The sequence below is a fragment of the Micromonospora sp. CCTCC AA 2012012 genome (assembly GCF_040499845.1).
In the GTDB taxonomy this organism is placed as follows: domain Bacteria; phylum Actinomycetota; class Actinomycetes; order Mycobacteriales; family Micromonosporaceae; genus Micromonospora; species Micromonospora mangrovi.
Genome location: NZ_CP159342.1, coordinates 208,320 through 234,917 on the forward strand (window position 1 = coordinate 208,320; position 26,598 = coordinate 234,917).

The following is a 26,598-nucleotide window of genomic DNA, read 5'->3' on the forward strand; positions in this document are numbered from 1 at the left end:
AGTGCCGTGACGGAACCGGAGCCGGCACTCTCCGTGGTGGTGCCGATGTTCAACGAGGAGAGCGTCCTGCCGCTGCTCGTGGCGCGGCTGCGGGCGGTCCTCGACGACCTCGGCGAGGCGTACGAGGTGGTGGCCGTCGACGACGGGAGCACCGACGGCACCACCACCGGGCTGCACACCCTCCGCGCGGTCTGGCCCGAACTGCGGGTGCTGCGACTGCGCCGCAACAGCGGTCACCAGGCGGCCCTCGTCGCCGGTCTGCTCCGCGCCCGGGGCCGGTACGTGGTCAGCATCGACGCCGACCTCCAGGATCCGCCCGAGGTGATCGCGGCGATGCTGCGGCTGGCCCGCGCCGACCAGCTCGACATCGTCTACGGCGTACGCGCCGACCGCAGCCGCGACACGGTGTTCAAGCGGTGGACGGCGGCCGGCTACTACCGGCTGATGCGGCGGCTCGTCGGCAAGCAGGTGCCCGCCCAGGCCGGCGACTTCCGGCTGCTCAGCCGGGCCGCCGTGGAGGCGCTGCGGGAGCTGCCCGAACGCCAGCCGGTGCTCCGACTGGTGGTGCCCTGGCTCGGCTTCCCCAGCGGCGAGGTGGCCTACCAGCGGCAGGACCGCGCCGCCGGCCGGACGAAGTACCCGCTGTCCCGGATGGCCGGGCTGGCCGCGGAGAGCGTCACCAGCTTCTCCGCCGCGCCGCTGCGGGTCGCCACCTGGCTGGGGCTGGGCGGGGTGGCCGTCTGCGGGGTGCTGGTCGTGGTGGCGGTGCTCGCCTGGTGCAACGGCGCCACGGTCACCGGCTGGCCCTCGCTCTATGTCGCGATCCTCTTCCTCGGCGCGGTGCAACTGCTCTGCCTCGGTCTGCTCGGCGAGTACGTCGCCCGGATCTACACGGCGGTGCAGGGCCGGCCGGCGTACTTCGTGGCCAGCGACAGCGTCGCCCGGGCCGGCTCCGAGCCGGTCGAGCTGGTCGACACCCTCCGGTGACCGTCCTCGCCACCGGGGTCGCCCCCGGGCCGACCCTGCCCCCGCGCCGCCGCCCGCCCCTCGCCCGCGTCGCCCCGGCCCTCGCCGGTTACGCCTTCGTCGTGGTCGTCCTCGTCGGCGCCGGCACCCCCGCCGTCGACATCGCCCGCTGGACGACGTACGCCCTGCTGGCGGTGCTGCTGCCGGGCACCCTGGTCTTCCGGGCGCTGCGCGGGCGGCCGCACACCCTCGTCGAGGACCTCGCCATGGGGGCGGCGGTCGGGCTGGTGCTGGAACTGGCCGCCTGGGCCGCGTTCACCGCCGTCGGGGCGCCCGGCTGGCTGCGGGCCTGGCCGCTGGCGGTGCTGCTGCCGTTCGCGGCGGTGCCCCGACTGCGCCGACACTGGCGGCCCCGGTACGCCACGGTCGCCCCGGCCGGCTGGGCCTGGTCGCTGGCGGCGATCGTCGCCGGCTTCACGCTCTACCTGTCCGAGTCGTTCCTCCAGGTCAACCCGGTGCTCCCCACCGACGAGGGTCAGGCGCAGTACATCGACCTGGCCTTCCAGCTCTCCATCGCCGGGGCGGCCACCCACCAGGTGCCGCCGGACGTGCCGCAGGTGGCCGGGGAGCCCCTGCACTACCACTGGTTCGGCTTCGCCCACCTGGCGGCGACCAGCCTGGTCAGCGGCGTCGACCTGCCGACGGTGCTGTTCCGGCTGGCCGTACCGGCGCTCTGCGCGCTCGCCGCCGTGCTCGTCGCGGTGGTCGGCTGGCGGATCTCCGGCCGCCCGTACGTCGGGGTGGTGGCGTCGGCGCTGATGTTCACGGTCGGGGAGTTCGGCTTCGAGAACGGCTGGCGGCAGCTCTTCGGCACCCAGACCACCTTCATCGTCTGGGGCAGCCCGTCGATGACGTACAGCTGGGTGCTGCTGGTGCCGCTGCTCGCCGTGCTCGGCGAGGTCGTCGGCCGGGCGCGCGGGGTGGCCGTACCCCCGCTCGGGCGCGGCGGGTGGGTGCTCGCCGGGCTCTTCCTGGCGGCCTCGACCGGGGCGAAGGCCAGCTCGGTCCCGGTGGTGCTGGCCGCGCTCGCCTTCACCGCCGTGCTGCTGCTGGCGGTCCGCCGCCGGCTGCCCCGGGCGGTGCTCGTCGCCGCCGGGCTGGCGCTCGCCGCGCAGGGCTTCGCCACCGCGGTGCTCTTCGCGTTCGAGAGCCACGGGGTGACCCTCGACCCGCTGTCGGGGCTGCGGACGTACGTGCCGACCGACCGCTCCGCCGGGGTCACCGCAGCGGTCTGGGTGGCGGTCTCCGTGGCCTTCCTGCTCAGCCTCCAACTCCGGCTGGCCGGGGTGGTGGCGCTGCTGCGGGTACGCCGCGCGCGGCTGGAGCCGGTGCAGGTGTTCCTGTTCGGCGGCGCGCTCGCCGGACCGGCGACCTATCTGCTGGTCGGTCACCCCGGCAGCAGCAACCAGTACTTCACCCGCGCCGGCTTCGCCTTCGGCGTTCTGCTGTCCGCGTGGGGCTGGGTCGAGCTGGCCGAGCGGGCCGCCCTGTCCGCCCGGGAACGGCGGCTGCTGGCCGTGGCGGCGGCCGGGTTCGCCGTGCTGCTGACCGCGATCCAGCTCGACTCCACGACGGTCACGCCGGCCACCCCCGCGTACGCCCCGGTGCTGCCGTTGCTGGTCTGGGCCGGTGGGCTCACCGTGGTGGGGCTGCTGCTGGCGCTCTGCTGGCCGGCGCTGACCGGGCGCTTCCCCGCGCTCGCCGGCCGGGGCGGCCTGCTGGTGCTCACCGCCGTGCTGGTCGCCGGGGCGCCCGGCCTGGTGCTGGACGCCGCCGCCGGCCGGGCCAACCCGAACGGCGGGGCGTACCCGGTGGTGCCGATGCCCGCCTCGCGCGTCGAGGCGGCCCGCTGGGTGCGGGCGCACAGCGACCCGGACGACGTGGTGGCGACCAATGTGCACTGCCGGGTCGTGGTGAACGGCTGGTGCGACGCCCGCACGTTCTGGCTGAGCGCCTACGCCGAGCGGGCGGTGCTGGTGGAGGGGTGGGCGTTCGCGCCCCGGATGGTCGGCCTGCCCGAGGGCCCGTACGCCCCGTTCTGGGACGCGGAACGGCTGCGCGTCAACGACGCCGCCGTCACCGCCCCCACCGCCGCCGGCCTCGCCACCCTGCGCCACCGGTACGGGGTGCGCTGGCTGGTGGTGGACCGGGACGTCGGCGTCGAGTCCCCGCAGCTGCGCACCCTGGCCGACCTGCGCTTCACGAACGCCCGGATGGCCGTATACCACCTGGGCTGACCGGCCCGACCCCGCGGGCGGTGGCGCCCCGTCACTGGTCAGCCGTCGGTCGGGCGGTGGGCGCGGAGCATCAGGGAGACGCCGGGCAGGGACCGCACCGGCAGGTAGCGCTCGGCGGTGACGATCGTGCGCAGCCCCAGGTTGACCACCGGGTGCAGGGCGTCCAGGTCGCTGCCGGTGGAGCGGCGGCGACGCCAGGCGGCCACCGGGCGGAGCAGCACGTTCCAGCTCCACACCTCGTCCACCACCAGCCCCGCCTTCTCCACCACCGCGCGCAGGCCGGCCCGGTCGTAGCGGCGGACGTGCCCGACCGCCACGTCGTGCGCGGACCAGAGCCGCATGTCGCACGGCACCGCGATCAGCGCCGTCCCACCCGGCCGCAGCGTCCGGCGGATCTCGGCGGCCGCCAGGTGGTCCTCGTCGAAGTGCTCCAGGATGTCGAAGGCCACCACCAGGCCGAGGCCGGCGGAGGGAACGGGCAGGTGACGCGCGTCGGCCCGGATCACGTCGAGGCCGCGTTCCCGGGCCACCCCCGCGCCCTCCGCGCCGTACTCCAGGGCCAGCGGTCGCCAGCCGTGCGCCCGCAGCACCCGGGTGTTGCCGCCGCCGGCCGCGCCGATGTCCAGGGCCTGCTCCGGGCGCACCCCGGAGGCCGCCAGCCGGCGCAGCGCCCGGCCCAGCAGGGCGCGCCGCTCCCGGTACCACCAGTGGGTGTCCTCGAGCGCGGCGAGCTTGCGGACCTCGGTCGCTTCCACGCCCAGACCGTAACAGGGCGGTTCTCTACCGGAGCGGCCCTGCGCAGCGCCGCCGTTACAGCGGGATGTTGCCGTGCGCGCCCCGGGCGGCCGGCGCGCCGGCCAGCGCCTGGGCGAGCCGCCGACGGGTCTCCTCCGGCTTGATCACGTCGTCCACCACGCCGATCTCCAGCGCCCGGTTGACGCCACCGGCGACCCGGATCTGCTCCTCGACCAGCCGCGCCCGCAGCGCCTCCCGCTCCCGCGCCGGCGCGGCGGCGAGCCTCCTGCGGTGCAGGACGTTCACCGCGGCGCCCGCGCCCATCACCGCGACCTCCGCGTTCGGCCAGGCGAAGACCGCAGTGGCACCGAGCGAGTGCGAGTTCATCGCGATGTACGCCCCGCCGTACGCCTTGCGGGTCACCAGCGTCACCCGCGGCACCACCGCCTCGGCGAAGGCGTGCAGCAGCTTCGCGCCGCGCCGGACCACGCCGTCCCACTCCTGGCCCAGGCCGGGCAGATAACCGGGCACGTCGACCAGCACGATCAGCGGCACCCCGAGCGAGTCGCACATCCGCACGAACCGGGCCGCCTTCTCGGCGCTGGACGCGTCGAGGCAGCCGCCCAGCCGCAGCGGATTGTTGGCGACCACGCCCACCGTGCGGCCGGCGAACCGGCCCAGCGTGGTGACGACGTTCGGCGCCCACTTGGCGTGCAGCTCCACACCGGGGGCGTCGAGTAGCGCCGCGACCACCGGCTTCACGTCGTACGCCCGGTTCGGCTCCGCCGGCATCCGCGCTGTCAGGTCGTGCCCGTCCTCGACGCCGGCCGGCACGTCGTCGGGGCAGAGCCGGCCCTGGCGGCCCAGCAGCGCCGCGAGCTTGCGCGACTCGTTCAGCGCCGTCTCGTCGTCGGCGCAGGTCACGTGCACCACACCGGAACGCCGGCCGTGCGGCTCGGGGCCGCCCAGCCGCTCCATGTCGACCTGCTCACCGGTGACGCTGCGGACCACCTCCGGCCCGGTGACGAAGATCCGGCCGGCCCCGCTCATCACCACGATGTCGGTCAGGGCCGGCCCGTACGCGGCGCCGCCGGCCGCCGGGCCGAGCACCACGGAGATCTGCGGCACCCGCCCCGACGCCCGCACCATGGCGGCGAAGACCTGCCCGACGGCGTCGAGCGCCACCACACCCTCGGCCAGCCGGGCGCCGCCGGACTGCCAGAGACCCAGCACCGGCACCCGCTCCCGGACCGCCGTGTCGATCGCGTCGACGATGTGCCGGCACCCGTCGATGCCCATCGCGCCGCCCATCCGGGTGGCGTCCGTGGCGTACGCGATCGCGGGCGTGCCCTCGATCTCACCCCGCGCCCAGAGCGCGCCGGAGGTGTCCCGCGGCGCCATCAGGCGCAGCGAGCCGGCGTCGAACAGGGCTCGGAGCCGGACCTCGGGGTCGCGATGGTCCGGCGTCGAGTCGTTCGCGGCCAGGGCGGGCGTGGTCACTCGTGCCTCCGGGCGTGCTGTCAGGGCCGCGTGAAGACGAGCGCCACGTTGTGGCCGCCGAAGCCGAAGGCGTTGTTCAACGCGGCCGGGATCTCCATGTGCCGCGCCTTGTGGGCGACCACCTCCATGGTCAGGCCGTCGTCCGGGTCGTCCAGGTTGATCGTCGGAGGAATGACCCCGTCCCGGATCGACAGGATGGTGGCGATCGACTCCAGCGCCCCGGCCGCGCCGAGCAGGTGACCCGTCATCGACTTGGTCGCCGTCAGCACCGGGTGGTCGCCGAGCGCCTTGTGCAGCGCCCCGATCTCCAGCATGTCGCCCACCGGGGTCGACGTGGCGTGCGCGTTGACGTGCACGATGTCCGTCTTCGCCACGTCCGCGTCGGCGACGGCCTTGGCGATGGCGCGGATCGCGCCCTCACCCTCGGCGTGCGGCTGCACGATGTCGTACGCGTCCGAGGTGATGCCGGAGCCGGCGAGCCGGGCGTAGACCCGGGCGCCGCGGGCGGCGGCGTGGTCGGCCCGTTCCAGGACCACCACGCCCGCGCCCTCACCGAGCACGAAACCGTCGCGACCCTTGTCCCACGGGCGGGAGGCCCGCTCGGGGTCGTCGTTGCGGGTCGACATGGCCCGCATCGAGGCGAACCCGGCGATCGGCAGGGGGTGGATGACCGCCTCCGTGCCGCCGGCCACCACCACGTCGGCGCGGCCGGCGCGGATCATGTCCAGGCCGAGCGCGATCGCCTCCGCGCCGGTCGCGCAGGCGCTGGCCACGGAGTGCACCCCGGCCTTGGCGCCCATCTCCAGCCCCACCCAGGCGGCGGGACCGTTCGGCATCAGCATCGGGATGGTGTGCGGGGAGACCCGGCGCGGGCCGGACGCCTCCAGGATGTCGTCCTGGGCGAGCAGGGTCAGCGCGCCGCCGATGCCGGAGCCGACGCTGACGCCCAACCGCTCCGGGTCGAGCCCGGAGTCGGCCAGGCCGGCGTCCGCCCAGGCCTGCTGCGCCGCGATGATCGCGATCGCCTCGGACCGGTCCAACCGGCGCAGCTTGACCCGGTCCAGCAGGCCGGCCGGGTCCACCGCCAGCGGGGCGGCGATCCGGACCGGCAGTTGCTCGGCCCACTCCTGGGTGAGCGCCCTCACCCCGGAGCGGCCGGCGAGCATGGCGTCCCAGGTCGACGCGACGTCCCCGCCGAGCGGGGTCGTCGCGCCGAGCCCGGTGACGACGACGTCGGGACGACTCATGTCAGGACTGCGCCGCGATGAAGCTGACAGCGTCCCCGACGGTCTTCAGGTTCTGCACCTCGTTGTCCGGGATCTTGACGCCGAACTTCTCCTCGGCGGCCACCACGACCTCCACCATGGAGAGCGAGTCGACGTCCAGGTCGTCGGTGAAGGACTTCCCCTCGGCCACGTCGTCCGGGTTCACCCCGGCAACCTCTTCGAGGATCTCGGCGAGGCCGGCGGTGATCTCGTCACGGGTCATTGTGGTGTGGTTCCTCTCCATAGGGGGTTGTTCTCCGCCGGATGGCGGTGCGGTACGGCCGGAGCCGGACCGGGTCCTCAGGGGCAGCGGACGACCTGACCGGCGTAGGTCAGGCCGCCGCCGAAGCCGAAGAGCAGCACCGGGGCGCCCGAGGGCACCTCCCGCCGCTCCACCAGCTTGGACAGGGCCAGCGGCACGCTCGCCGCGGAGGTGTTGCCCGACTCGACGATGTCCTTGGCGATGATCGCGTTCGGGATGTTCAGCCGCTTGGCGATGCCGTCGATGATCCGGGCGTTGGCCTGGTGCGGCACGAACGCGGCCAGCTCGCTCGGGGCGACCCCGGCCCGCTCGCAGGCCTGCAGCGCCAGCGGGGCCAGGGCGGTGGTGGCCCAGCGGAAGACCGACTGCCCCTCCTGCGCGATGTACGGCCGCCAGCCCTCGATCCGGACCGCGTCGCTCTTCTCCGGCGCGGAGCCCCAGACCACCGGGCCGATCCCGGTCGGCTCGTCGTCGGCGGCGGCGGTGACCACCGCCGCCCCGGCGCCGTCACCGAAGATGATGCAGGTGGAGCGGTCGGTCCAGTCGGTGAAGTCGGAGAGCTTCTCCGCGCCGATGACGATCGCGTTGCGGGCCGCACCGGCCCGGATGGCGTGGTCCGCGGTGCCCAGCGCGTACGCAAAACCCGAGCAGGCGGTGTTGAGGTCGTACGCGGCGGGTGCGGTGATGCCGAGCTTGGCGGCGACCCGGCAGGCCACGTTGGGGCTGCGGTCGACCGAGGTGCAGGTGGCGACCACGACGAGGTCGATGTCGGCGGCGGTGAGCCCCGAGTTGGCCAGCGCCTTGCCGGCCGCGGCGGTGGCCATGTCGGCGACCGTCTCGTCACCGGCGATCCGGCGGGTGACGATGCCGACCCGGTCCCGGATCCACTCGTCGTTGGTCTCGACGAGCTGGGCGATGTCGTCGTTGGTGACCACCCGGGACGGCTGGTAGTGCCCCATCGCGAGGATCCTGCTGCCGGCCATCAGTGCCTGCCTTTCGTTCTCCGACTGCGGGACCCGCAGGACGGCTCGTTCCGCGCGGTCATCGGGCTGGTCTTCGTTCGCGGCTGCGGGGCTCGCAGGACCGGCTCACTCCTCGCGCTCACAGGGCAGCCCCGCCGATCCGGGCGAGCGGCTGGCCCGGGGCGACCGGGTCGTCGTGGTGGGCGAGCCACTCGGTGAGCAGCCCGCTGTCGTGCGCGGTGACCTCGACCGGCCCCTGCCGGGTGGCCACCTGGCCGATGATCTGCCCGGTGCGCAGGTCGGCGCCCTCGGCCAGGTCGGCGGCCGGCTGGAAGGTGCCCGCGGCGGGGGAGACCACCACCCGGAACTGGACCACCGGCTCGTGGCCGCGCAGGCCGCTGTGCCGGGCGATCAGGTCCCGGGCGGCAGGCAGGTCGTCGGGGGTGTTCAGGGTGACGATCTCGGGCACCCCGGTCGCCTTCAGCTCCCGCTTGAGCAGGCCGGCCAGGGTGCCGGCGGGCGGCAGCTCGATCACGCCGGTGACCCCGAGGTCGGCCAGGGTGCGCATGCACAGGTCCCAGCGGACCGGCGCGGTGACCTGGCGGACGAGCCGCTGCACCATCTCCCGGCCGTGGTTGACGGCCGACCCGTCCAGGTCCGACAGCAGGATCCGGACCGGGTCGCCCGGCGTGATCCCGGCCGCGACCCGGGCCAGCGCCGCCTCGGCGGGGCCCATGTACGGGGTGTGGAAGGCGCCGGCCACCTTGAGCCGGGTCACCCGGGCCCGGGACGGCGGCTCGGCGGCGAGCTTCTCCAGCCCGTCGATCGCGCCCGCGGCGACGATCTGCCCGGCGCCGTTGCGGTTGGCCGGGTGCAGCCCGTGCTTCTCGATGGTGGCCAGCACCTCGTCGGCGTCGCCGCCGAGCACGGCGGCCATGCCGGTGGGCTCCAGCGCGCAGGCGGCGGCCATCTCCCGGCCGCGTACCCCGGCGAGGGTGATCGCCGCCTCGGCCGGCAGCACCCCGGCGAGCGCGGCGGCGCCCAGCTCGCCGACGCTGTGCCCGGCGGTCACGGCCACGTCGTACATCGGCAGGTGCTCGGCGGCCAGCAGCGCGGCGGCGACCAGCAGCGGCTGGGTCCGGGCGGTGTCCTTGATCTCCTCGGCGTCGGCCTCCGTGCCGAGGTGGACCAGGTCGACGCCGGCCAGCGCCGACCACCAGCGCAGGCGCGCCTCCGTGCCGGTCAGGTCGAGCCAGGGAGTGAGGAAGCCGGGCTTCTGGGAACCCTGGCCGGGTGAGAGTACGGCGAGCACGTCTATGACTCTGACGGATACTCACCGGTCGCGCTGTAGCGTGCGCCACCAAACCGCACTAGAAGAGTTGTCGGGTTCCCACAAAAATCGGCGGCGGTCGTCACCGGTCTGTGACGTTCATCGCACGCCTGGGGTCGGTGTCTGGTTCGGGGCTGGTGGCACCACTGGGACGATCGGGTCCAGCCGGCCCACCGTCAGCGCCACCTGGAGCGCGAACGCGTCGCGCGGGGTGAGCGGGGAGAAGCCGGTCACCTCCGCCACCCGCTTCAACCGGTACCGCACCGTGTTCGGGTGCACGAACAGGGCGCGGGCGGCGCTCTCCAGCGTGCCCCCGGCGGCGAAGAAGGCGTCCAGCGTCTCCAGCAGCTCCCCGCCGGCCCGGGTCAGGGCGGCGTACACGTCGTGGCGCAGCCGGCGGCGGGCCTCCGCGTCGCCGGCCAGGGCCCGCTCCGGCAGCAGGTCCGCGGCCGGCACCGGGCGCGGCGCGGTCGGCCAGGCCGGCGCCGCGCGGAACCCGGCCAGCGCGGCCCGCGCCGACTCCGTCGCCTCGTCCAGACTGGGTACGGCGGGCCCCACCACCACCGGCCCGTCCCCGAACGCGGTGAGCAACTTCTCCGTGGCGGCCATCGGTTCGGCCGCCCCGCCGAGCACGATCACCAGCCGGTCGCCGTGCACCCCGCCGATCACCTCCACCCCGATCCGCCGGGCCTGCCGGTAGACGGTGTGCAGCACGGCGGCCACCTCGCCGCCGGGGGAGCGGCCCACCGCCACCGCGACCGGCGGGGCGTCCGGCCAGCCCAGCGCGGCGGCCCGGCTGGCCAGCACGTCCGGTGAGTCGCCGCGCAGCAGCGCGTCCACCAGCAGCGCCTGGAGCCGGGCGTCCCACGAGCCGCGCGACTCGGCGGCGCGGGCGTAGACCCGGGCGGCGGCGAAGGCGATCTCCCGGGAGAAGCGCAGCACCGCCTCGCGCAGCTGCTGCTCCTCGCCCTTCGCCGCCAGGTGCGACACCTGCTCCTCGACGACGTCGATGGTCACCTTGATCAGCGCCACCGTCTGCTGGAGGCTGATCGAGCGGGCCAGCGCCTGCGGGGCGGTGGCGAAGACCTCGTCGGAGACCTCCTGGGTGCTGTCCGCGGTGCCGCCGCCCTCGCGCAGCCACTGCACCAGTGACCGCGCGCCGGCCTGCGCTACCAGCATGACCCAGGAACGCTGGTCGGCGGGGAGGGACCGGAACCAGGGCAGGCTCTCGTCCATCCGGGAGACGCTGGCGGTCGCCAGCGCCCCCGCCGCCCGTTCGATCCGGCGGAGGGTGGCCGACAGGTCGCTCGCGCCCGGCTCGCTCACCGCTCCAGCCTGACATGTCCTGACCTGCGCCGGAACGCCGAGGTCCGGCTGTCGGCGGGAGGCGGCTCGACGCGGGACCCCCGGCCGGTGAGAATGTCCTCCCGTGACCGACATCCACACCGATCACGGGACCGCCGCGCTGGCCCGGGAGATCGACGCCACCTGCCGGCTGACCGGACGTTTCGTGCTGCGCTCCGGCCGGGTGGCCGACGAGTACTTCGACAAGTACCGGTTCGAGGCCGACCCGGTGCTGCTGGACCGGGTCGCCGCCGGCCTGGCCGCGCTCGTCCCACCGGACACCGAGGTGCTGGCCGGCCTGGAGATGGGTGGCATCCCGGTGGTCACCGCGCTGGCCCGGCACGTCGGGCTGCCGTGCGCCTTCGTCCGCAAGACCGCCAAGCCGTACGGCACCGCCCGGCTCGCCGAGGGCGCCGAGGTGGCGGGCCGCCGGGTGCTGGTGGTGGAGGACGTGGTCACCTCCGGTGGTCAGGTGGTCATCTCCACCGGTCAGCTCCGTGAGCTGGGTGCCCGCATCGACCACGCGCTCTGCGTGATCGACCGCGCCGAGGGCGGCGGGGAGGCGCTCGCCGCGCACGGCATCACGCTGCGCGCCCTGCTCACCCGCGCCGACCTGGAGGCCCACCGGGCCGGCTGAGCGCGTCCGCACCCGGCCGGTCCCGGACCGGTCGCGTCCGCCGGCCGACCCGGTACGCGCCGCAGAGCCCGTCCGGACCGGCCAGTACGGTGTCAGGGCACGTGGGGGCGACCTGCCCCACGGGCGGTGCGAGCGTGAGGAGACCGGGATGGCGCACGGGGAGGCCGAGCACGGCTGCGCCCAGGGCGAGCCCTGCCGGCCGGGCCACGACCAGGGGGCGGCCGGCAAGCACCCCCGCCGGTCGACCGGTGTGACACATCCGGCCGAGCCGACCGCCGGGTGGGTGGCGGAGCGCGCCGAGGACGACGCGCCGGTGCCCCGCCAGCGGGACCAGGAGCCCCTGGTGTCGGCGGTGACGCCCCCGCAGGGCTGCCGCAGCGAGCTGGCCGGGTGGGCCGGCGCGCACCGGCACGGCGCGGTCCGGCCGCGGACCCGGACGATCCGCCGGGAAAGGCCGCCACGTCGCTGGTGCTGACCACGCGGACGCCGCCGGGCGACTAGCGTGAGCAGGGTGAAGGCGATCGCGATCGACGCGTACGGCCCGGCCGACGCGCTCACCCTCCGGGAGCTTCCCGACCCGCCCGTCGGCCCGGACACCGTGCTCGTGCGGGTGCGCGCCGCCGGGGTCAACCCGGTCGACTGGAAGGTGCGCGAGGGTCATCTGGCCGGGGCCATGCCGACCCACTTCCCGCTGGTGCCCGGCTGGGACGCCGCGGGCGTGGTGGAAGCCGTCGGGCCGGCGGTGACCGGCTTCGCGGTGGGCGACGAGGTGATCGGGTACGTCCGGCGCGACGACGTCCAGCACGGCACGTACGCGGAGCTGGTGCCGGCCCCGGAGCGGACCCTCGCGGACAAGCCGGTGCGGGCGTCCTGGGCCGAGGCGGGCGGGCTGCCGCTGGCGGGGCTGACGGCCTACCAGGCGTTGCAGTCGGCCCGGACCGGCGCGGGGGACACCGTGCTGGTGCACGGGGCCGCCGGCGGGGTGGGGCACCTGGCGGTGCAGGTGGCCCGGGCGCTCGGCGCGGACCGGGTGATCGGGACGGCGAGCGAGGCCAACCACGACTTCGTCCGGTCGCTGGGCGCCGAGCCGGTCAGCTACGGCGACGGCCTGCTGGACCGGGTCCGCGCGGTCGCGCCCGACGGGGTGGACGTGGCGCTGGACCTCTTCGGCGGCGAGGCGCTGGACGTGTCGGCCGAGCTGTTGACCCGCCCGGCCCGGTTGGTCTCGACCGCCGACCCGGAACACGTCACCCGGCTGGGCGGGAGTTATCTCTTCGTGAAGCCGTCCACGGCGGACCTGAGCATGCTGGCCGGGCTGGTCGACGCCGGCCGGCTGACGGTGCACGTGGCGCGGACGTTTCCGCTGGCCGAGGCGGGGCCGGCGCAGCAGCTGGTGGCCGAGGGGCACGTCCGGGGCAAGGTCGTGCTGGAGGTCTGACCGTCGTCCCGCCCGGCGGCCGGGTCAGTGGGTGCGGTGCCGGATGAGCAGGGCGATCCCGGCGAGTCCAAAGGTGATCACGAGCATCACCCCGACGTTGAGCAGCAGCAGCCGCTGGAGTTCGCCGAGCACCTCGTCGATGTCCCGCGCCGGGTCCAGGCTGTCCTCCGGGATGACCCGCTCGCCGCCACCGACGCCGCCGGTGACCGTGTCGAACTGCCGCTCCAGCGGCACCCCGGCGGTCCGCAGCGTCTCGGACATGTTGAGCCGGCCGAAGAACCAGCCGGCCTTGGCCCGGGTGGCGCCGGGCTGCCGGGCCGGCCGGTAGACCCGCGGTCCGCCCTTGGCGAGCGGGTAGAGGTCGTACGTCGACCGGGGCGCGTCACCGGCGAGCACCACGATGGTGTACTTCGGACCGAGGCTGTCGGCGGCGGGCCCGCGCTGCTGCCCGGTGCTGCCGAGCCAGCTGACCTGGTCGATGACCGCGACCACCTCGGCGGGGTGGGTGTCGGGGCGCAGCCGCAGCGGCTGGCCGAGCCGGTCGCCGGTGATGTCCACCCCGGCCGGTGGCGGCTTCGGCGCGGTGCTGCCGGCAGCCCGGGCCGGTGCCGCGCCGACCAGTGCCAGTGAGCAGGCGGTGGCGATCAGTGCGCCCGTCACCGCGGCCACCAGACGCTTCACCCTTCGGACCATCGCCGCCTCCTCGCCCCGTTCGATGGGTGGCTTCCACTGCAGGTGACACGCTGACCGGCCGACGGCGGTGGTCGTGCCCGTACACCGGGTGCCCACCTCAAAGACTCCGCAGAACGTCGCTGGGTTGCAGCTGCTGGAAGAGTAATTGGAACTATCTGCGATCTGCGCCCGACTAACTTGGGACCGTTGATCAGCGGCCGGATCGTACCTTTACGGAGGCGTGCATGGGGGGCAGGGCCGGACGCGTGGCGCGTACCTGGATGACCGTTCTGGGGGTGGCGCTCGGCGTGTCACTGGCGTTGCCGGCCGCACCGGCGGCGGCACACAACTCGTTGACCGGCAGCAATCCCCGCGACGGGGCGCGGCTGGCGACGGCGCCGAAGCGGATCGAACTCCGCTTCCTCGCCACCCCGTCCCCCGATACGACGAAGATCACAGTCACCGGGCCGGACAACGCTGCCGCCTCCGGCACACCGACCTTCGCCGGCAACCGGGTGAGCGTGCCCTTCGTCGCCGGTCCGTCCGGCGTCTACACGGTGGCGTACCAGGTCGGCTCGACCGACGGTCACCCGGTGCGGGGCCAGCTCACCTTCACCCTGACCACCGGGGCATCCGCCACCGCCTCCGCGGGCACCTCGGCGACCAGTCCATCTTCAGCCAGCGCGGCGCCGGCCACACCGCCACCCACCGCCACCGGCCCCTCGCCAGCCGCATCCACGGCGGACGACCCCGGTAGCAACGGATGGTGGTGGGCGCTCAGCGTGGTGATCGTCGCGCTGGCTGCGGGGTTGCTGCTGCTGCGCCGTCGCCGCGCCGGTCGTCGCTGACCCCTTCCACTCGGGTCGCCGGTCGAACCCGGCACCGGACCGACCCACCCCCACGGGCCCTTTGCTCTGCAGCCATGGACGCAGCACCCGGGTGGCGCGCCGGTGATGCGTGGAGGGCTGCAGAGCAAAGGCGGCACGGAGACCCCTGTCTCGGGCCGTCCGGGGCCGCGACCGCCGCCGTCCGGGCCCGCGACCGCCGCTGTCCGGGCCCGCGACCGCCGCTGTCCGGGGCCGCGACCGCCGCCGTCCGGGGCACTACCGCCGGCGTACGACGCAGGGCCCGCCGGCTGACCGGCGGGCCCTGCGGATGTCGGGGTCAGACCAGGCGCACCCGGGCGGCGCGCAGCCGGGTCAGGGTGCGCTCGCGGCCGAGCACCTCGAGTGACTCGAAGAGCGGCAGCCCGACGGTGCGGCCGGTGACCGCGACCCGGACCGGGGCCTGCGCCTTGCCGAGCTTCAGGCCGCGCTCGGCGCCGACCGCCTCCAGCGTGGACTTCAGCGTCTCGGCGTCCCAGGACTCCAACGCCTCGAACGCGGCGACGGCCGCGTCCAACAGGTCGGCCGCGCCCTCCTTCATGGCCTTGGCCCACGCCGCCTCGTCGATCAGCGGGTCGGCCAGGAAGAGGAAGTCGACGTTCGGCACGATCTCGCTGAGCACCGCGATCCGGGTCTGGGCGAGCGGCGCGACCGCGGCGAACGCGGCGGCGTCGAACTCCTCCGGCTGCCACGGCGGCGGGGCGATGGTGTCGGTGCCGGTCAGCCAGGGCTGGCAGGCGGCGACGAACTCCTCGACCGGCAGGGCGCGGATGTACTCCCCGTTGAACGCGCGCAGCTTCTTCTCGTCGAAGAACGCGGGGGAGGGGTTCACCTCCTCGAGCCGGAACTCGTCCTCGATCACCGACCAGGGCACGATCTCCCGGTCGCCGGAGGGCGCCCAGCCGAGCAGCATCAGATAGTTGCGCATCGCGCCGGCGAGGTAGCCCTCGTCCCGGTACGCCTCCAGGGCGACCTTGTCCCGCCGCTTGGAGAGCTTCTGCCGCTTCTCGTTGACCACCACCGGCACGTGCGCCCAGACCGGCGGCTTGACGCCGAGGGCGTCCCAGAGCAGCTGCTGCTTCGGGGTGTTGGGCAGGTGCTCCTCGGCCCGGATCACGTGGGTGATCCCCATCGTCATGTCGTCGACCACGTTGGCCAGCAGGAAGACCGGCGACCCGTCGCCCCGGGCGATGACGAAGTCCTCGATCAGCTTGTTCTCGAAGGTCGGCTCACCGCGGATCAGGTCGACCACCACGGTCTCGCCCTCGTCGGGCGTACGGAAGCGCAGCGCCCGCCCCTCGCCGGCCTCAAGCCCGCGGTCGCGGCAGAAGCCGTCGTAGCCCTGGTACTGGGAGCCGGTGCGGGCCTGCACGGCCTCCCGGGTGCAGTCGCAGTAGTACGCCCGGCCGGCGTCGTGCAGCCGCTGCGCGGCGGCCCGGTGCTCCCCGGCATACGACGACTGGAAGTACGGGCCCTCGTAGCTGCCGCGCTCGATGCCGATCCAGTCCAGCGCCGACAGGATGCCCTCGGTCCACTCGGGCTTGTTGCGGGCCGCGTCGGTGTCCTCGATGCGGAGCACGAACACCCCGCCCTGCTGCCTGGCGTAGATCCAGTTCTGCAGGGCCGAGCGGGCGCCGCCGACGTGGAACATACCGGTCGGGGAAGGGGCGAAGCGTACACGTACCGTCACGCCCCCAGCCTACGGCCGCCGCCCAGCGGATTACCGAGGGGGCCGGTCAGGGCACCGAGCGGATCTTGAGGACCAGGGCGCTGCCGAGCAGGGTGACCGCGGCGGTGACCGCGTAGAGGGTGGGATAGCCGCCGAGGTGGACCACGATCGGGGCCGACAGCGCCGGCCCGAGCACCTGCGGCGCCGAGTTCGCGATGTTGATCACGCCGAGGTCCTTGGCCCGGTCGGTCGCGGCCGGCAGCACCTGGGTGATCAGCGCCGCGTCCACCGCCAGATAGACGCCGTAGCCGGCGCCGAGCAGCAGCGCCGCAACGACGGCCATCGGCCAGACCGGCGCGACGGCGAGCAGCAGTGCCGCCACCGCCATGATCAACCCCGAGGTGATCACGAAGACCTTGCGCCGCCCGGAGCGGTCGGACAGCCGACCGGCGACCACGGCGGTGAGCATCATGCCGACCGTGTAGAGCAGGATCAGCACCAGCAGCCCACCCTCGGGGTCGGCGACCCGCACCCCGTCGGTGAGGAAGTACAGCAGGTAGAGGGTGCCCAGCGCGTTGCCGGTCTGGACCAGGAACCGGGTGAACCAGGCCCAGGCGAAGTCGGGGTGCCGGCGCGGGCTGATCCAGAGCGAGGCGAGCAGCCCGCGCAGCCGCAACGCCGACCGGTGCTCGCGCGGCAGCGGGTCGTCGGCGGTGAGCAGCGCGAACGGCAGCGCCAGCAGCAGCATCACCGCGGCGATCGCGGCGTACCCGGCGGCGTTGCCGGTGACCAGCGCGGTGACCAGGACCGCGCCGAGCACCAGGCCGAGCGCCTGCGGGATGCCCACCCAGCCGGAGACCCCGCCGCGCTGCGCCACCGGCACCCGGTCCGGGATGGCGGCGGTGAGGCTGGCCAGCATCGCGTTGAAGCAGACCTGCGCGGCGACCCAGCCCAGCGCCACCCCGGCGATGGTGTCCTGGCGGGCCAGCAGCACCAGCGCCGCCGCGCCGAGCACCGCGCCGGAGGCGGTCCAGACGTGCCGCCGGCCGAGGTGCCGGTTGGCGAGCCGGATGACCGTCCGGTCCGACAGCGCCCCGGCGAGCGGGTTGGCCAGCACCGCGGCGAGCGCGCCGAGCCCGGTGACGACCGCCAGCATCGCCTCCTTGTCGCCCGGCGCGATCCGTTCCACCTGCTGCGGCAGCAGCACCTGGATCGGGGTGAAGAAGGCCATCCAGACGCCCAGGTTGGCCGCGAAGATCAGCGCGATCCAGCTCCGCCGGACCGGCACGGTCGGTTCGGCGAGTGCCGCCGGCAACGACGCCGGCGTCGGGTCCACCGTGGTCACCGCCGGACCACCGCGTCCCGGAACCAGGCGTACGACGACTTGGGGGTACGCCGCTGCGACGGGTAGTCGACGTGCACCAGCCCGAACCGCTTGGTGAACCCCTCGGCCCACTCCCAGTTGTCCAGCAGCGACCAGACGAAGTACCCGGTCACGTCGACGCCCGCGTCGATCGCCTCGCGGACCGCGCGCAGGTGTCCGTCCAGGTAGGCGATCCGCTCGGGGTCGTGCACCCGGCCGTCGGCGTCCGGCACGTCGTCGTAGGCGCAGCCGCTCTCGGTCACCTGGATCGGCGGGAGCCGGTCGCCGTACCGGTCGCGGAGTCCGACGAGCAGCTCGCGCAGCCCGTCCGGGACGACCGGCCAGTCGAAGGCGGTGCGCGGCCAGCCGTCGAGCGGGACGATCTCGAAGGGCAGCGGGGAGTCCTCCTCGGCCGCCCGGATGCCCGTCGGGTTGTAGTAGTTCACCCCGAGCACGTCGATCGGGGCGGCGATCACGTCCAGGTCCCCGTCCCGGACCACCCCCGGATCGAAGCCCGGCTCCTCGGGATAGCCGAGCCCGAGCAGCGGGTCGGTGAAGAGCCGGTTGTGCAGCGCGTCGTACGCCGCCCCGGCGGCCCGGTCGGCGGCGGTGTCGCCGGCGAGCCGGACCGGGGAGTAGTTGTTGGCGATCGCCACCGGGCTGCTGCTGCGGGCCCGCAGCGCCGACACCGCGAGCCCGTGCCCGAGGAGCTGGTGGTGGGCCACCGGGAAGGCGTCGAAGAGCAGCATCCGGCCGGGGGCGTGCATGCCCATCCCGTGCCCGAGGCTCATGTGGATGAACGGCTCGTTGAGGGTGATCCAGAGTTTCACCCGGTCGCCGAGGCGGGCGGCGACCAGGTCCGCGTACTCGGCGAAGCGGGCGGCGGTGTCCCGGTTGAGCCAGCCGCCGGCGTCCTCCAGGGCCTGCGGCAGGTCCCAGTGGAAGAGGGTGGCGACCGGGTCGACGCCCCGCCGGAGCAGCTCGTCCACCAGCCGGTCATAGAAGTCCAGCCCCGCTGCGTTGGCCGCCCCGGTGCCGGTGGGCTGCACCCGGGGCCAGGCGATCGAGAACCGGTACGCGGACACCCCGAGCCCGGCCAGCAGGGCGACGTCCTCGGCGTACCGGTGGTAGTGGTCGCAGGCGACGTCGCCGGTGCTGCCGTCGGCGATCCGGCCGGGGGTGTGGGCGAAGGTGTCCCAGATGGAGGGTCCCCGGCCGTCGGCGTCGACCGCGCCCTCGATCTGGTGGGCGGAGGTGGACACCCCCCAGCGGAACCCGGTGGGGAACTCCGGCATCGACGCGGTGGTCATTCGCCCTCCCAGAAACGCGAAGCGTGTTCGGGACTCTAGGGGGCGTGCCGCCGATACGCCATAGGCCCGCGAGGACCGCTGGCGCAAGGGTTTTCGGCGTGTCTTTGCGGAACCCGTCCAGGTAAGTCCGATTTACCGCATACAGTGCGGAATATCGCGGATGTGTCCTTAGTGGGGGAAAGACAGAAATGATCCTCGTGGAACGCAGTGCGCACGTGATGGCGCCGATGGAAGTGGTCTGGGACGTCGTCCAGCGGGCCGAGCAGTTGCCGGCCTGGCTGGCGGGGGTCCGCGCGGCCGAGGTCCTCTCCGGGGAGGGCTTCGGCCGACGGCAGCTCGTCCAGGCCGGGCGCGGTTCGGCGCACGAGGCCGAGGTGATCGCCTACCAGGAGCCCACCCTGATCGGCTGGCGCGAGCGGGCCAAGGGGGCTGGTGCCCGCGCCGAGGCGCGCACCGAGATCTACGTACAGCTCACCCCGGACGAGGAGGAGGGCGGGACCGTCGTGCGGCTCATCGTCGTACGCTGGCCCGCCGGGCCGGTCAAGGCGGCCCTGCTCCGGCTCGGCCTGCGTCGGGTGGGCGCCGACCTGGAGGACTCGCTGGCCCGGCTGACCGACCTGGCCGCCGTCGGTTGACCGGCCCGTCCCGGCGTCGCCCGCGATGACGATGGTCCGGCGTCCCCACCAGGGACGCCGGACCATCGCCACTCCACCCGCCGGACGACGAAGGGCCCGGCGCGGAGCGCGCGCCGGGCCCTTTCGCGTACGGGTCTAGCTGTCGCCGCCGGTCTCCCCGACCGGGGCGGCGTTGACGTCGTCCAGTGCGTACTTCTTGGCGGCCTCGGCCGGGACGTGCGCCGGGACCACGCCGCGCAGCGCGAGCTGGCGCAGCGTCGCCACCGCGACCGACTCGGCGTCGACGTGGAAATGCCGACGCAGCGCGTGCCGGGTGTCCGACATGCCGAAGCCGTCGGTGCCGAGCGAGGTGTAGTCGCCCGGTACCCAGCGGGAGATCAGGTCCGGCACCGCGCGCATCCAGTCGCTGACCGCGACCTTCGGCCCGTCGGCGTCGGCCAGCTTCCGCTGGATGTACGGCACCCGCTGCTCGCCACCCGGGTTGAGCAGGTTGTGCTCCTCGCACTCCACCGCGTCCCGGCGCAGCTCGGTCCAGGAGGTCACCGACCAGACGTCGGCGGCCACGCCCCAGTCCTCGGCCAGGATCTCCTGCGCCTTGAGCGCCCACTGCATGCCGGTGCCGGAGGCCAGGATGTTCGCCTTCGGCGCGTCCCCGTCCACCTGTGGCGCGGGCGAGTAGCGGTAGATGCCCTTGAGGATGCCCTCGACGTCCACGCCCTGCGGCTCGGCCGGCTGGAAGATCGGCTCGTTGTAGACCGTCAGGTAGTAGAAGACGTTCTCCTGCGCGTCCCCGTACATCCGGTGCAGGCCGTTCTCCATGATGTGCGCCAGCTCGAACGCGAACGCCGCGTCGTAGGCGACCACCGCCGGGTTGGTGGCGGCGAGGAGCAGCGAGTGCCCGTCCTCGTGCTGGAGGCCCTCACCGTTGAGCGTGGTCCGGCCCGCGGTGGCGCCGAGCACGAAGCCCCGCGCCATCTGGTCGGCCGCCGCCCAGAAGCCGTCGCCGGTGCGCTGGAAGCCGAACATCGAATAGAAGATGTACAGCGGGATCATCGGCTCGCCGTGGGTGGCGTACGAGGTGCCGGCCGCGGTGAACGACGCCACCGAACCGGCCTCGTTGATGCCCTCGTGCAGGATCTGACCGCTGGTGGCCTCCTTGTACGACAGGAACAGCTCCCGGTCCACCGAGGTGTACCGCTGGCCGTGCGGCGAGTAGATCTTCGCCGTCGGGAAGAGCGAGTCCATGCCGAAGGTGCGGGCCTCGTCCGGGATGATCGGCACCCAGCGCTTGCCGAACTCCTTGTCCTTCATCACGTCCTTGAGCAGGCGGACGAAGGCCATCGTGGTGGCCACCTTCTGCTTGCCCGAGCCGCGCTTGACGTCGGAGAAGCGCTCGCTGCCGGGGATGGTCAGCCGGGTGCCGGTGGTCCGCCGGGACGGCAGGTAGCCCCCGAGCTGCTGCCGCCGCTCGCGGAGGTACTGCACCTCCTCGGACTTCTCACCCGGGTTGTAGTACGGCGGGAGGTAGGGGTTCTCCTCCAACTGCTTGTCCGGGATGTCCAGGTAGAGCCGGTCGCGGAAGAGCTTCAGGTCCTCCAGCGTCAGCTTCTTCATCTGGTGGGTGGCGTTGCGGGCCTCGAAGTGCGAGCCGAGCGTCCAGCCCTTGATCGTCTTGGCCAGGATCACCGTCGGCTGACCGGTGTGCTCCATCGCCGCCTTGTAGGCCGCGTAGAGCTTCCGGTAGTCGTGCCCGCCCCGCTTGAGGTTCCAGATCTCGTCGTCCGACAGGTGCTCGACCATCTTGCGGGTCCGCGGGTCGCGGCCGAAGAAGTGCTCCCGGACGTACGCCCCGGACTCCGCCTTGTAGGTCTGGTAGTCACCGTCGGGCGTGGTGTTCATCAGGTTGACCAGCGCACCGTCGGTGTCCGCCGCGAGCAGCGGGTCCCACTCCCGGCCCCAGACCACCTTGATGACGTTCCAGCCGGCGCCCCGGAAGAACGCCTCCAGCTCCTGCATGACCTTGCCGTTGCCGCGGACCGGGCCGTCCAGGCGCTGGAGGTTGCAGTTGATCACGAAGGTGAGGTTGTCCAGCTCCTCGCGGGCCGCCACGCCGATCGCGCCCAGCGACTCGACCTCGTCCATCTCACCGTCACCGAGGAACGCCCAGACGTGCTGCTGGGAGGTGTCCTTGATGCCCCGGTGGTGCAGGTAGCGGTTGAACCGGGCCTGGTAGATCGCGTTGAGCGGCCCGAGGCCCATCGAGACGGTGGGGAACTCCCAGAAGTCCGGCATCAACCGCGGGTGCGGGTACGACGGCAGCCCGCCACCCGGGTGGGACAGCTCCTGCCGGAATCCGTCGAGCTGGTCCTCGCTGAGCCGCCCCTCCATGAACGCCCGCGCGTACATGCCGGGGGAGGCGTGACCCTGGTAGAAGATGTGGTCGCCACCGCCCGGGTGGTCCTTGCCCCGGAAGAAGTGGTTGAAGCCCACCTCGTAGAGCGAGGCGGAGCTGGCGAAGGTGGAGATGTGGCCGCCCACGCCGATCTCGGGGCGCTGCGCGCGGTGCACCAGCATGGCGGCGTTCCACCGGATGTAGGCCCGGATCCGCCGCTCGATGTGCTCGTCGCCCGGGAACCACGGCTCCCGCTCCGGCGGGATGGAGTTGATGTAGTCGGTGGTGGTCAGGGACGGCACCCCGACCTGTCGCTCGCGGGCCCGCTCCAGCAGGCGCAGCATGACGTACCGGGCGCGCTTGGTTCCGCGCTCGTCGATGACACCGTCGAGCGACTCGACCCATTCGCCGGTCTCTTCAGGGTCGATGTCCGGAAGCTGGCTCGGCAGACCAGCGGTGATCACCGGGCGCTTGCGTTCCGTAGCCACAGGCGTTCCCTCGGTTGTGTGTGGGATAGGTCTCTAGCGCCATCCTGCCCCCTGGTGACGCCAGTCGTCACCTCTGGCTCCCCCAGACGCGACGCTCAACACAGGTACCCACCAGTAACTTTGTCCGGCGGCGGTTCCCGACGCGCTGCGGGAGAATGAGCCTCATGCGCAGTGAGGTGATCACCGTCCAGACCGGGTCCCGGCCGACCGTCCGGGACATCACCGCCGAGGCCGAGCGGTTCGTCTCCGGGCAGGGCGACGGCCTGCTGCACGTCTTCGTACCGCACGCCACCGCCGGGCTGGCGATCATCGAGGCCGGTGCCGGCTCCGACGACGACCTGCTCCGGGCGATCGACGACCTGCTGCCCACCGACGACCGCTGGCGGCACCGGCACGGCTCGCCGGGGCACGGTCGGGACCACGTGCTGCCGGCCTTCGTCCCGCCGTACGCCTCCCTGCCGGTGCTCGACGGGCGCCTCGCCCTCGGCACCTGGCAGTCGATCTGCCTGGTCGACACCAACGGCGACAACCCCACCCGCAAGGTCCGCTTCTCCTTCCTCCCCGGGTGACCGGCGGGAACGCTCCTTACCGGTGGGTACGGTGGTGAGCATGGCGCAGCTCTCCACCGAGGCGGCCGGGGCGGACCGCTCCGGCCTGGCCGGTGACGCCGTGCGCCGGATCCTGCACGTCGCCGCCGCGATGCGGCACCACCAAGACGTCGAGATGGCCGGCCTGGGGCTCACCCCGGCGACCGCCCGGGCCCTGCACGAGCTGGACCCGGACCGGCCGCTGCCCGCCCGCGACCTCGCCGAACAGTTGGGCTGCGACCGCTCCAACGTGACCGCGCTGGTCGACAAGCTGGAACAGGCGGGCCTGGTGGAACGCCGGGTCGACCCGACCGACCGGCGGCAGAAGACGCTGGTGGTCACCGACGCCGGCCGGCGGACCCGCGACCGGGTGCACCGGGCGCTGTCCGACTCCCGACTGCTGGACGGGCTCAGCACCGCCGAACTGGCCACCCTGCGCGAGCTGGTGTGGAAGGTGTCCGACGGCGGCTGCCCGGAGCGGTGCGACACCGACTGAGCCGGCGCGGGCGGAACGTGTCCGACTGGGCGAGGTGCCCCTCCGTCGGTAATGCTGTCCGACGTGACCACCCCGCAGGATCTCGACGACCGGCTCCGGGAGGCGCTGGCCGCGCTCGCCGGCCCGGCCGAGCGGCGTGACCCGGACGCGCCCCTCGTCGCCGGCACCGCGCTGACCGGCGCGCAGGCGCTGGCCCTCTTCGACGCCCAGGTCACCAGCCGGCAGCTGGACCTCGCCGGGCGCTGGCTGCGCGGCTTCGGCGAGGGCTTCTACACCATCGGCTCGGCCGGTCACGAGGGGAACGCGGCGGTCGCCGCCGCGCTGCGCCCGACCGATCCCGCCCTGCTGCACTACCGCTCCGGCGCCTTCTACTGCCTCCGCGCCGCCCAGGCCGCCGGGACCTTCCCCGCCGCGTCCGGCGGCGCCGACGACGAGGGTACGGAGGAGACCGCCCCGCCCACCCCGGTCCCGCCGGACGCGTCCGACGTGGACGGGTCGGTCCCGTCGGCGGCGCACGACCCGCACGGGTCCGTCCCGGAGGCCCTCGACCCGTCCGGGTCCGTTCCGCCGGACGCTCCCGCCCACCCGTCGACCGGCGCGGGCGAATCCGTCCGGGAGGCGCTGGTCGTACCGGTGGGGCGGGAGGAGGCTCCGGTCCGGGAGCCGCTGCGGGTGCCGGCCGCCGTGACCGCCCCCAGCGTGCCGGTCGGCGCCGGGGTGGCCGTCGACGCCACCGGCGAGGCCGTGGTCGGGGTGCCGGCGGCGGCGACCGGGGACGCCCGTCAGGACGGCGCGGACGCACCCTCGGCCGGCGGGGACGGGCACCCGGAGGCGGAGGACGCGTTCACGGAGGCGGCGCGGGACGTGCTGCGCGGGATGGTCGCCTCGGCGCGGGAGCCGATCGCCGGTGGGCGGCACAAGGTGTTCGGCCGCGCCGACCTGGCCGTCATCCCCACCACCTCCACCATCGCCTCGCACCTGCCCCGGGCGGTCGGCCTGGGGCTGGCCCTGGAACGGCTGCGCCGCGGCGGGCGGCGGATCGGCCCGCCGGTGCGCATCGACGGCGGCGACCGGACCGCCGAGGGACCGTGGCCGCCGGACGCGATCGTGGTCTGCTCGTTCGGCGACGCCTCGGTCAACCACGCCAGCGCCACCGCCGCGTTCAACACCGCCGGCTGGTACGACCACACCGGCCTGCGCATTCCCGTGCTCTTCGTCTGCGAGGACAACGGCCTCGGGATCAGTGTCCGGTCGCCGCGCGGCTGGGTGGCGGCGACGTTGCGGGCCCGGCCCGGGATCCGCTACTTCGCCGTCGACGGCTGCGACCCGGTCGAGACGTACCGGGTGGCGGGGGAGGCGGCGGAGTGGGTGCGCCGGCACCGGCGGCCCGCCGTGCTGCACCTGAGCACCGTCCGGCTGATGGGGCACGCCGGGGCGGACGCCGAGACCGCGTACCGGGGGACGGCCGAGCTGACCGCCGACGCGGAGCGGGACCCGCTGCTGGTCACCGCCCGGCTGCTGGTGTCGGCCGGCGTCGCCACCGGTGAGGAACTGCTCGCCCGCTACTCCCGGCGCGGCTGGCAGGTCCGCCGGGTCGCCGAGGAGGTGCTGGAGGAGCCGAAGCTCGCCTCGCCGGCCGAGGTGGTCGCCGCGCTCGCCCCGCGCCGCCCGGCCCGGATCGCGCGGGCGGTGGCCGAGGCGGCGGCCCGGGCGGCCGGGCCGGACGCCGCCGCGCGGGTCGAGGCGTTCGGCGGCAAGCCGCCGGAGCTGGCCGGCCCGCTCACCCTGGCCCAGAGCGTCAACGCGGCGCTCGCCGACGGGATGCTCGACCACCCCCAGCTGGTGGTCTTCGGCGAGGACGTGGCTGCCAAGGGCGGGGTGTACGGGGTGACGAAGGGGCTGCGGGACCGGTTCGGCGCGGCCCGGGTCTTCGACACGCTGCTGGACGAGACCTCGATCCTCGGGCTGGGCCTGGGCGCGGGGACGGCGGGGATGCTGCCGGTGCCGGAGATCCAGTACCTGGCGTACCTGCACAACGCCGAGGACCAGCTCCGCGGCGAGGCGGCCACCATGCAGTTCTTCTCCTCGGGGGCGTTCCGCAACCCGATGGTGGTGCGGGTGGCCGGGCTGGCCTACCAGGAGGGGTTCGGCGGGCACTTCCACAACGACAACTCGGTGGCCGTACTCCGGGATGTGCCGGGGTTGGTGATCGCGGTGCCGGCGCGGCCGGACGACGCCGCGCCCATGCTGCGGACCTGCCTGGCCGCCGCGGCGGGGGAGGGGAGCGTCTGCGTCTTCCTGGAGCCGATCGCGCTCTACCACACCCGCGACCTGTACGCCGAGGGCGACGGCGAGTGGCTGGCGGAGTACGCGGAGCCCGGCGGCTGGGCGGCCGGGCACGTCCCGATCGGCCGGGCCCGGGTGTACGGGGTCGGCTCCGCCGAGGATGTCACCATCATCACCTTCGGTAACGGGGTGCGGATGTCCCTGCGGGCGGCGGCCGTCCTCGCCGACGAGGGCGTCGGGACCCGGGTGGTGGACCTGCGCTGGCTGGCCCCGCTGCCGGTGGCGGACATCATCCGGGAGGCGTCGGCGACCGGCCGGGTGCTGGTCGTCGACGAGACCCGCAGGTCGGGCGGGGTGGGCGAAGGGGTGATCGCGGCGCTGGTGGATGCGGGCTACGTCGGCGCCGCGCGCCGGGTGGCCGGAATCGACTCGTTTGTACCATTGGGTCCGGCGGCACGTCAGGTTCTGGTCTCCGAGGAAGCCATCACCCAGGGTGCCCGTACGCTGCTGGCACGGTAAATTCCGTTCCACCCGGTGCGCCACTTGCGCGGGGAGCCACAACTGTGTGGACTTGGCGCGACGGCGTCGCCGCGACGCCGCGAGCAGGGATGAGATGAGGAGGCACGCGACAGTGAGCGCGACCGCTGGTCAGGCCGCCGACGGGGTACGCAGCCTGGCGGACCGGTTCGGGATCGAACCGGGGATGGTCGTCATGGAGATGGGGTACGACGAGGACGTCGACCAGGATCTCCGGGACGCCCTGACCGACCGCTGTGGAGAGCTGGTCGACGAGGACACCGACGAGGTGGTCGACTCGGTCCTGGTCTGGTACCGCGACGGCGACGGTGACCTCTTCGAGCTCCTCGTCGACGCCCTCGGCCCGCTGGCCGACAACGGCGTGGTGTGGCTCCTGACCCCGAAGGCCGGGCGCGACGGTCACGTCGAGCCGAGCGAGGTCGCGGAGAGCGCGCAGACCGCCGGCCTCCAGCAGACCTCCACGATCAACGCCGGCCGGGACTGGAGCGGCGCCCGCCTGGTGCTCCGCCGTGGCTCCAAGGCGAAGAAGTAACGGTTGTGGCA

23 protein-coding genes are annotated in these 26,598 nt (G+C 74.0%); 11 read left to right on the plus strand and 12 right to left on the minus strand.

Annotated elements, in window-relative coordinates; all coding sequences use genetic code 11:
• Positions 1 to 6 precede the first annotated feature (6 nt).
• Both ABUL08_RS01020 and ABUL08_RS01025 read left to right on the plus strand, forming a co-directional pair.
• The gene (locus ABUL08_RS01020) at positions 7 to 987 is read left to right on the plus strand and encodes a glycosyltransferase family 2 protein (protein ID WP_350933727.1); all 981 of its coding nucleotides are present in this window, start codon (positions 7 to 9) and stop codon (positions 985 to 987) included.
• Positions 984 to 3,263, plus strand: coding sequence for a hypothetical protein (locus tag ABUL08_RS01025; RefSeq protein ID WP_350933728.1), 2,280 nt, complete (start codon positions 984 to 986; stop codon positions 3,261 to 3,263). The genes ABUL08_RS01020 and ABUL08_RS01025 overlap by 4 nt, the downstream gene beginning before the upstream one ends.
• Before the next feature lie 38 nt (positions 3,264 to 3,301).
• Here ABUL08_RS01025 and ABUL08_RS01030 read toward each other — a convergent pair whose 3' ends face one another.
• The 7 genes from ABUL08_RS01030 to ABUL08_RS01060 all read right to left on the minus strand — a co-directional run bounded on the left by ABUL08_RS01030 (position 3,302) and on the right by ABUL08_RS01060 (position 10,757).
• The gene (locus ABUL08_RS01030) at positions 3,302 to 4,018 is read right to left on the minus strand and encodes a class I SAM-dependent methyltransferase (protein WP_350933729.1); all 717 of its coding nucleotides are present in this window, start codon (positions 4,016 to 4,018) and stop codon (positions 3,302 to 3,304) included.
• Positions 4,019 to 4,073: 55 nt separating this feature from the next.
• A complete protein-coding gene (locus ABUL08_RS01035; protein ID WP_449288913.1) occupies positions 4,074 to 5,399 on the minus strand; it encodes an acyl-CoA carboxylase subunit beta in 1,326 nt (441 codons plus the stop codon).
• Between the two features lie 119 nt (positions 5,400 to 5,518).
• Positions 5,519 to 6,745: a beta-ketoacyl-ACP synthase II gene (gene fabF / locus ABUL08_RS01040; protein WP_350933731.1), complete on the minus strand. Its 1,227-nt coding sequence runs from the start codon at positions 6,743 to 6,745 to the stop codon at positions 5,519 to 5,521.
• A gap of 1 nt (position 6,746) precedes the next feature.
• Positions 6,747 to 6,986 (minus strand): acyl carrier protein, encoded by a 240-nt coding sequence (locus tag ABUL08_RS01045; protein ID WP_350933732.1) that lies wholly within the window; start codon positions 6,984 to 6,986, stop codon positions 6,747 to 6,749.
• Positions 6,987 to 7,063: 77 nt separating this feature from the next.
• Positions 7,064 to 8,008 (minus strand): beta-ketoacyl-ACP synthase III, encoded by a 945-nt coding sequence (locus ABUL08_RS01050; protein ID WP_350933733.1) that lies wholly within the window; start codon positions 8,006 to 8,008, stop codon positions 7,064 to 7,066.
• A 118-nt stretch (positions 8,009 to 8,126) separates the two neighbouring features.
• The gene (locus ABUL08_RS01055) at positions 8,127 to 9,299 is read right to left on the minus strand and encodes an acyltransferase domain-containing protein (RefSeq protein WP_350933734.1); all 1,173 of its coding nucleotides are present in this window, start codon (positions 9,297 to 9,299) and stop codon (positions 8,127 to 8,129) included.
• Between the two features lie 117 nt (positions 9,300 to 9,416).
• Positions 9,417 to 10,757 carry a PucR family transcriptional regulator gene (locus ABUL08_RS01060; RefSeq protein WP_377522824.1) on the minus strand — a complete coding sequence of 447 codons (1,341 nt, stop codon included), beginning with the start codon at positions 10,755 to 10,757 and terminating at the stop codon, positions 9,417 to 9,419.
• On the opposite strand from ABUL08_RS01060, the gene pyrE reads away from it, so the two are divergent.
• From pyrE to ABUL08_RS01075, 3 genes are all read left to right on the plus strand, one after another.
• Complete coding sequence (gene pyrE / locus ABUL08_RS01065; RefSeq protein WP_350938425.1) at positions 10,756 to 11,298, plus strand: orotate phosphoribosyltransferase; 543 nt, start codon at positions 10,756 to 10,758, stop codon at positions 11,296 to 11,298. The genes ABUL08_RS01060 and pyrE overlap by 2 nt on opposite strands.
• Positions 11,299 to 11,446: 148 nt before the next feature.
• Positions 11,447 to 11,773 (plus strand): hypothetical protein, encoded by a 327-nt coding sequence (locus ABUL08_RS01070; protein WP_350933736.1) that lies wholly within the window; start codon positions 11,447 to 11,449, stop codon positions 11,771 to 11,773.
• Positions 11,774 to 11,809: 36 nt separating this feature from the next.
• Positions 11,810 to 12,736, plus strand: a complete 927-nt coding sequence (locus tag ABUL08_RS01075) for an NADP-dependent oxidoreductase (RefSeq protein WP_350933737.1) — start codon at positions 11,810 to 11,812, stop codon at positions 12,734 to 12,736.
• Positions 12,737 to 12,760: 24 nt separating this feature from the next.
• Here ABUL08_RS01075 and ABUL08_RS01080 read toward each other — a convergent pair whose 3' ends face one another.
• Positions 12,761 to 13,429, minus strand: a complete 669-nt coding sequence (locus ABUL08_RS01080) for a hypothetical protein (RefSeq protein ID WP_350933738.1) — start codon at positions 13,427 to 13,429, stop codon at positions 12,761 to 12,763.
• Positions 13,430 to 13,689: 260 nt separating this feature from the next.
• Here ABUL08_RS01080 and ABUL08_RS01085 point away from each other — a divergent pair, with 260 nt between their 5' ends.
• Positions 13,690 to 14,256, plus strand: a complete 567-nt coding sequence (locus tag ABUL08_RS01085) for a copper resistance CopC family protein (protein WP_350933739.1) — start codon at positions 13,690 to 13,692, stop codon at positions 14,254 to 14,256.
• Between the two features lie 316 nt (positions 14,257 to 14,572).
• Here ABUL08_RS01085 and gltX read toward each other — a convergent pair whose 3' ends face one another.
• The 3 genes from gltX to ABUL08_RS01100 are packed head-to-tail and all read right to left on the minus strand — an operon-like array spanning position 14,573 to position 18,634.
• Positions 14,573 to 15,982: a glutamate--tRNA ligase gene (gene gltX / locus ABUL08_RS01090; protein WP_350933740.1), complete on the minus strand. Its 1,410-nt coding sequence runs from the start codon at positions 15,980 to 15,982 to the stop codon at positions 14,573 to 14,575.
• Between the two features lie 46 nt (positions 15,983 to 16,028).
• Positions 16,029 to 17,306 carry an MFS transporter gene (locus ABUL08_RS01095; protein WP_350933741.1) on the minus strand — a complete coding sequence of 426 codons (1,278 nt, stop codon included), beginning with the start codon at positions 17,304 to 17,306 and terminating at the stop codon, positions 16,029 to 16,031.
• The gene (locus ABUL08_RS01100; RefSeq protein WP_350933742.1) at positions 17,303 to 18,634 is read right to left on the minus strand and encodes a GH1 family beta-glucosidase; all 1,332 of its coding nucleotides are present in this window, start codon (positions 18,632 to 18,634) and stop codon (positions 17,303 to 17,305) included. The genes ABUL08_RS01095 and ABUL08_RS01100 overlap by 4 nt, the downstream gene beginning before the upstream one ends.
• Before the next feature lie 188 nt (positions 18,635 to 18,822).
• Here ABUL08_RS01100 and ABUL08_RS01105 point away from each other — a divergent pair, with 188 nt between their 5' ends.
• Positions 18,823 to 19,269 (plus strand): SRPBCC family protein, encoded by a 447-nt coding sequence (locus tag ABUL08_RS01105; protein WP_242793314.1) that lies wholly within the window; start codon positions 18,823 to 18,825, stop codon positions 19,267 to 19,269.
• 135 nt (positions 19,270 to 19,404) lie between these two features.
• On the opposite strand, the gene aceE is transcribed toward ABUL08_RS01105, so the two are convergent.
• The gene (gene aceE, locus ABUL08_RS01110; protein WP_350933743.1) at positions 19,405 to 22,149 is read right to left on the minus strand and encodes a pyruvate dehydrogenase (acetyl-transferring), homodimeric type; all 2,745 of its coding nucleotides are present in this window, start codon (positions 22,147 to 22,149) and stop codon (positions 19,405 to 19,407) included.
• 164 nt (positions 22,150 to 22,313) lie between these two features.
• Here aceE and ABUL08_RS01115 point away from each other — a divergent pair, with 164 nt between their 5' ends.
• The 4 genes from ABUL08_RS01115 to ABUL08_RS01135 all read left to right on the plus strand — a co-directional run bounded on the left by ABUL08_RS01115 (position 22,314) and on the right by ABUL08_RS01135 (position 26,587).
• On the plus strand, positions 22,314 to 22,718 hold the full coding sequence (locus ABUL08_RS01115; RefSeq protein ID WP_350933744.1) for a YjbQ family protein: 405 nt from the start codon (positions 22,314 to 22,316) through the stop codon (positions 22,716 to 22,718).
• Positions 22,719 to 22,758: 40 nt separating this feature from the next.
• Positions 22,759 to 23,232 carry a MarR family winged helix-turn-helix transcriptional regulator gene (locus ABUL08_RS01120; protein ID WP_350933745.1) on the plus strand — a complete coding sequence of 158 codons (474 nt, stop codon included), beginning with the start codon at positions 22,759 to 22,761 and terminating at the stop codon, positions 23,230 to 23,232.
• Positions 23,233 to 23,283: 51 nt separating this feature from the next.
• Positions 23,284 to 26,037, plus strand: a complete 2,754-nt coding sequence (locus ABUL08_RS01130; RefSeq protein ID WP_377522828.1) for a thiamine pyrophosphate-dependent enzyme — start codon at positions 23,284 to 23,286, stop codon at positions 26,035 to 26,037.
• A gap of 112 nt (positions 26,038 to 26,149) precedes the next feature.
• The gene (locus ABUL08_RS01135; RefSeq protein WP_350933746.1) at positions 26,150 to 26,587 is read left to right on the plus strand and encodes a DUF3052 domain-containing protein; all 438 of its coding nucleotides are present in this window, start codon (positions 26,150 to 26,152) and stop codon (positions 26,585 to 26,587) included.
• The last annotated feature ends 11 nt before the right edge of the window (positions 26,588 to 26,598 follow it).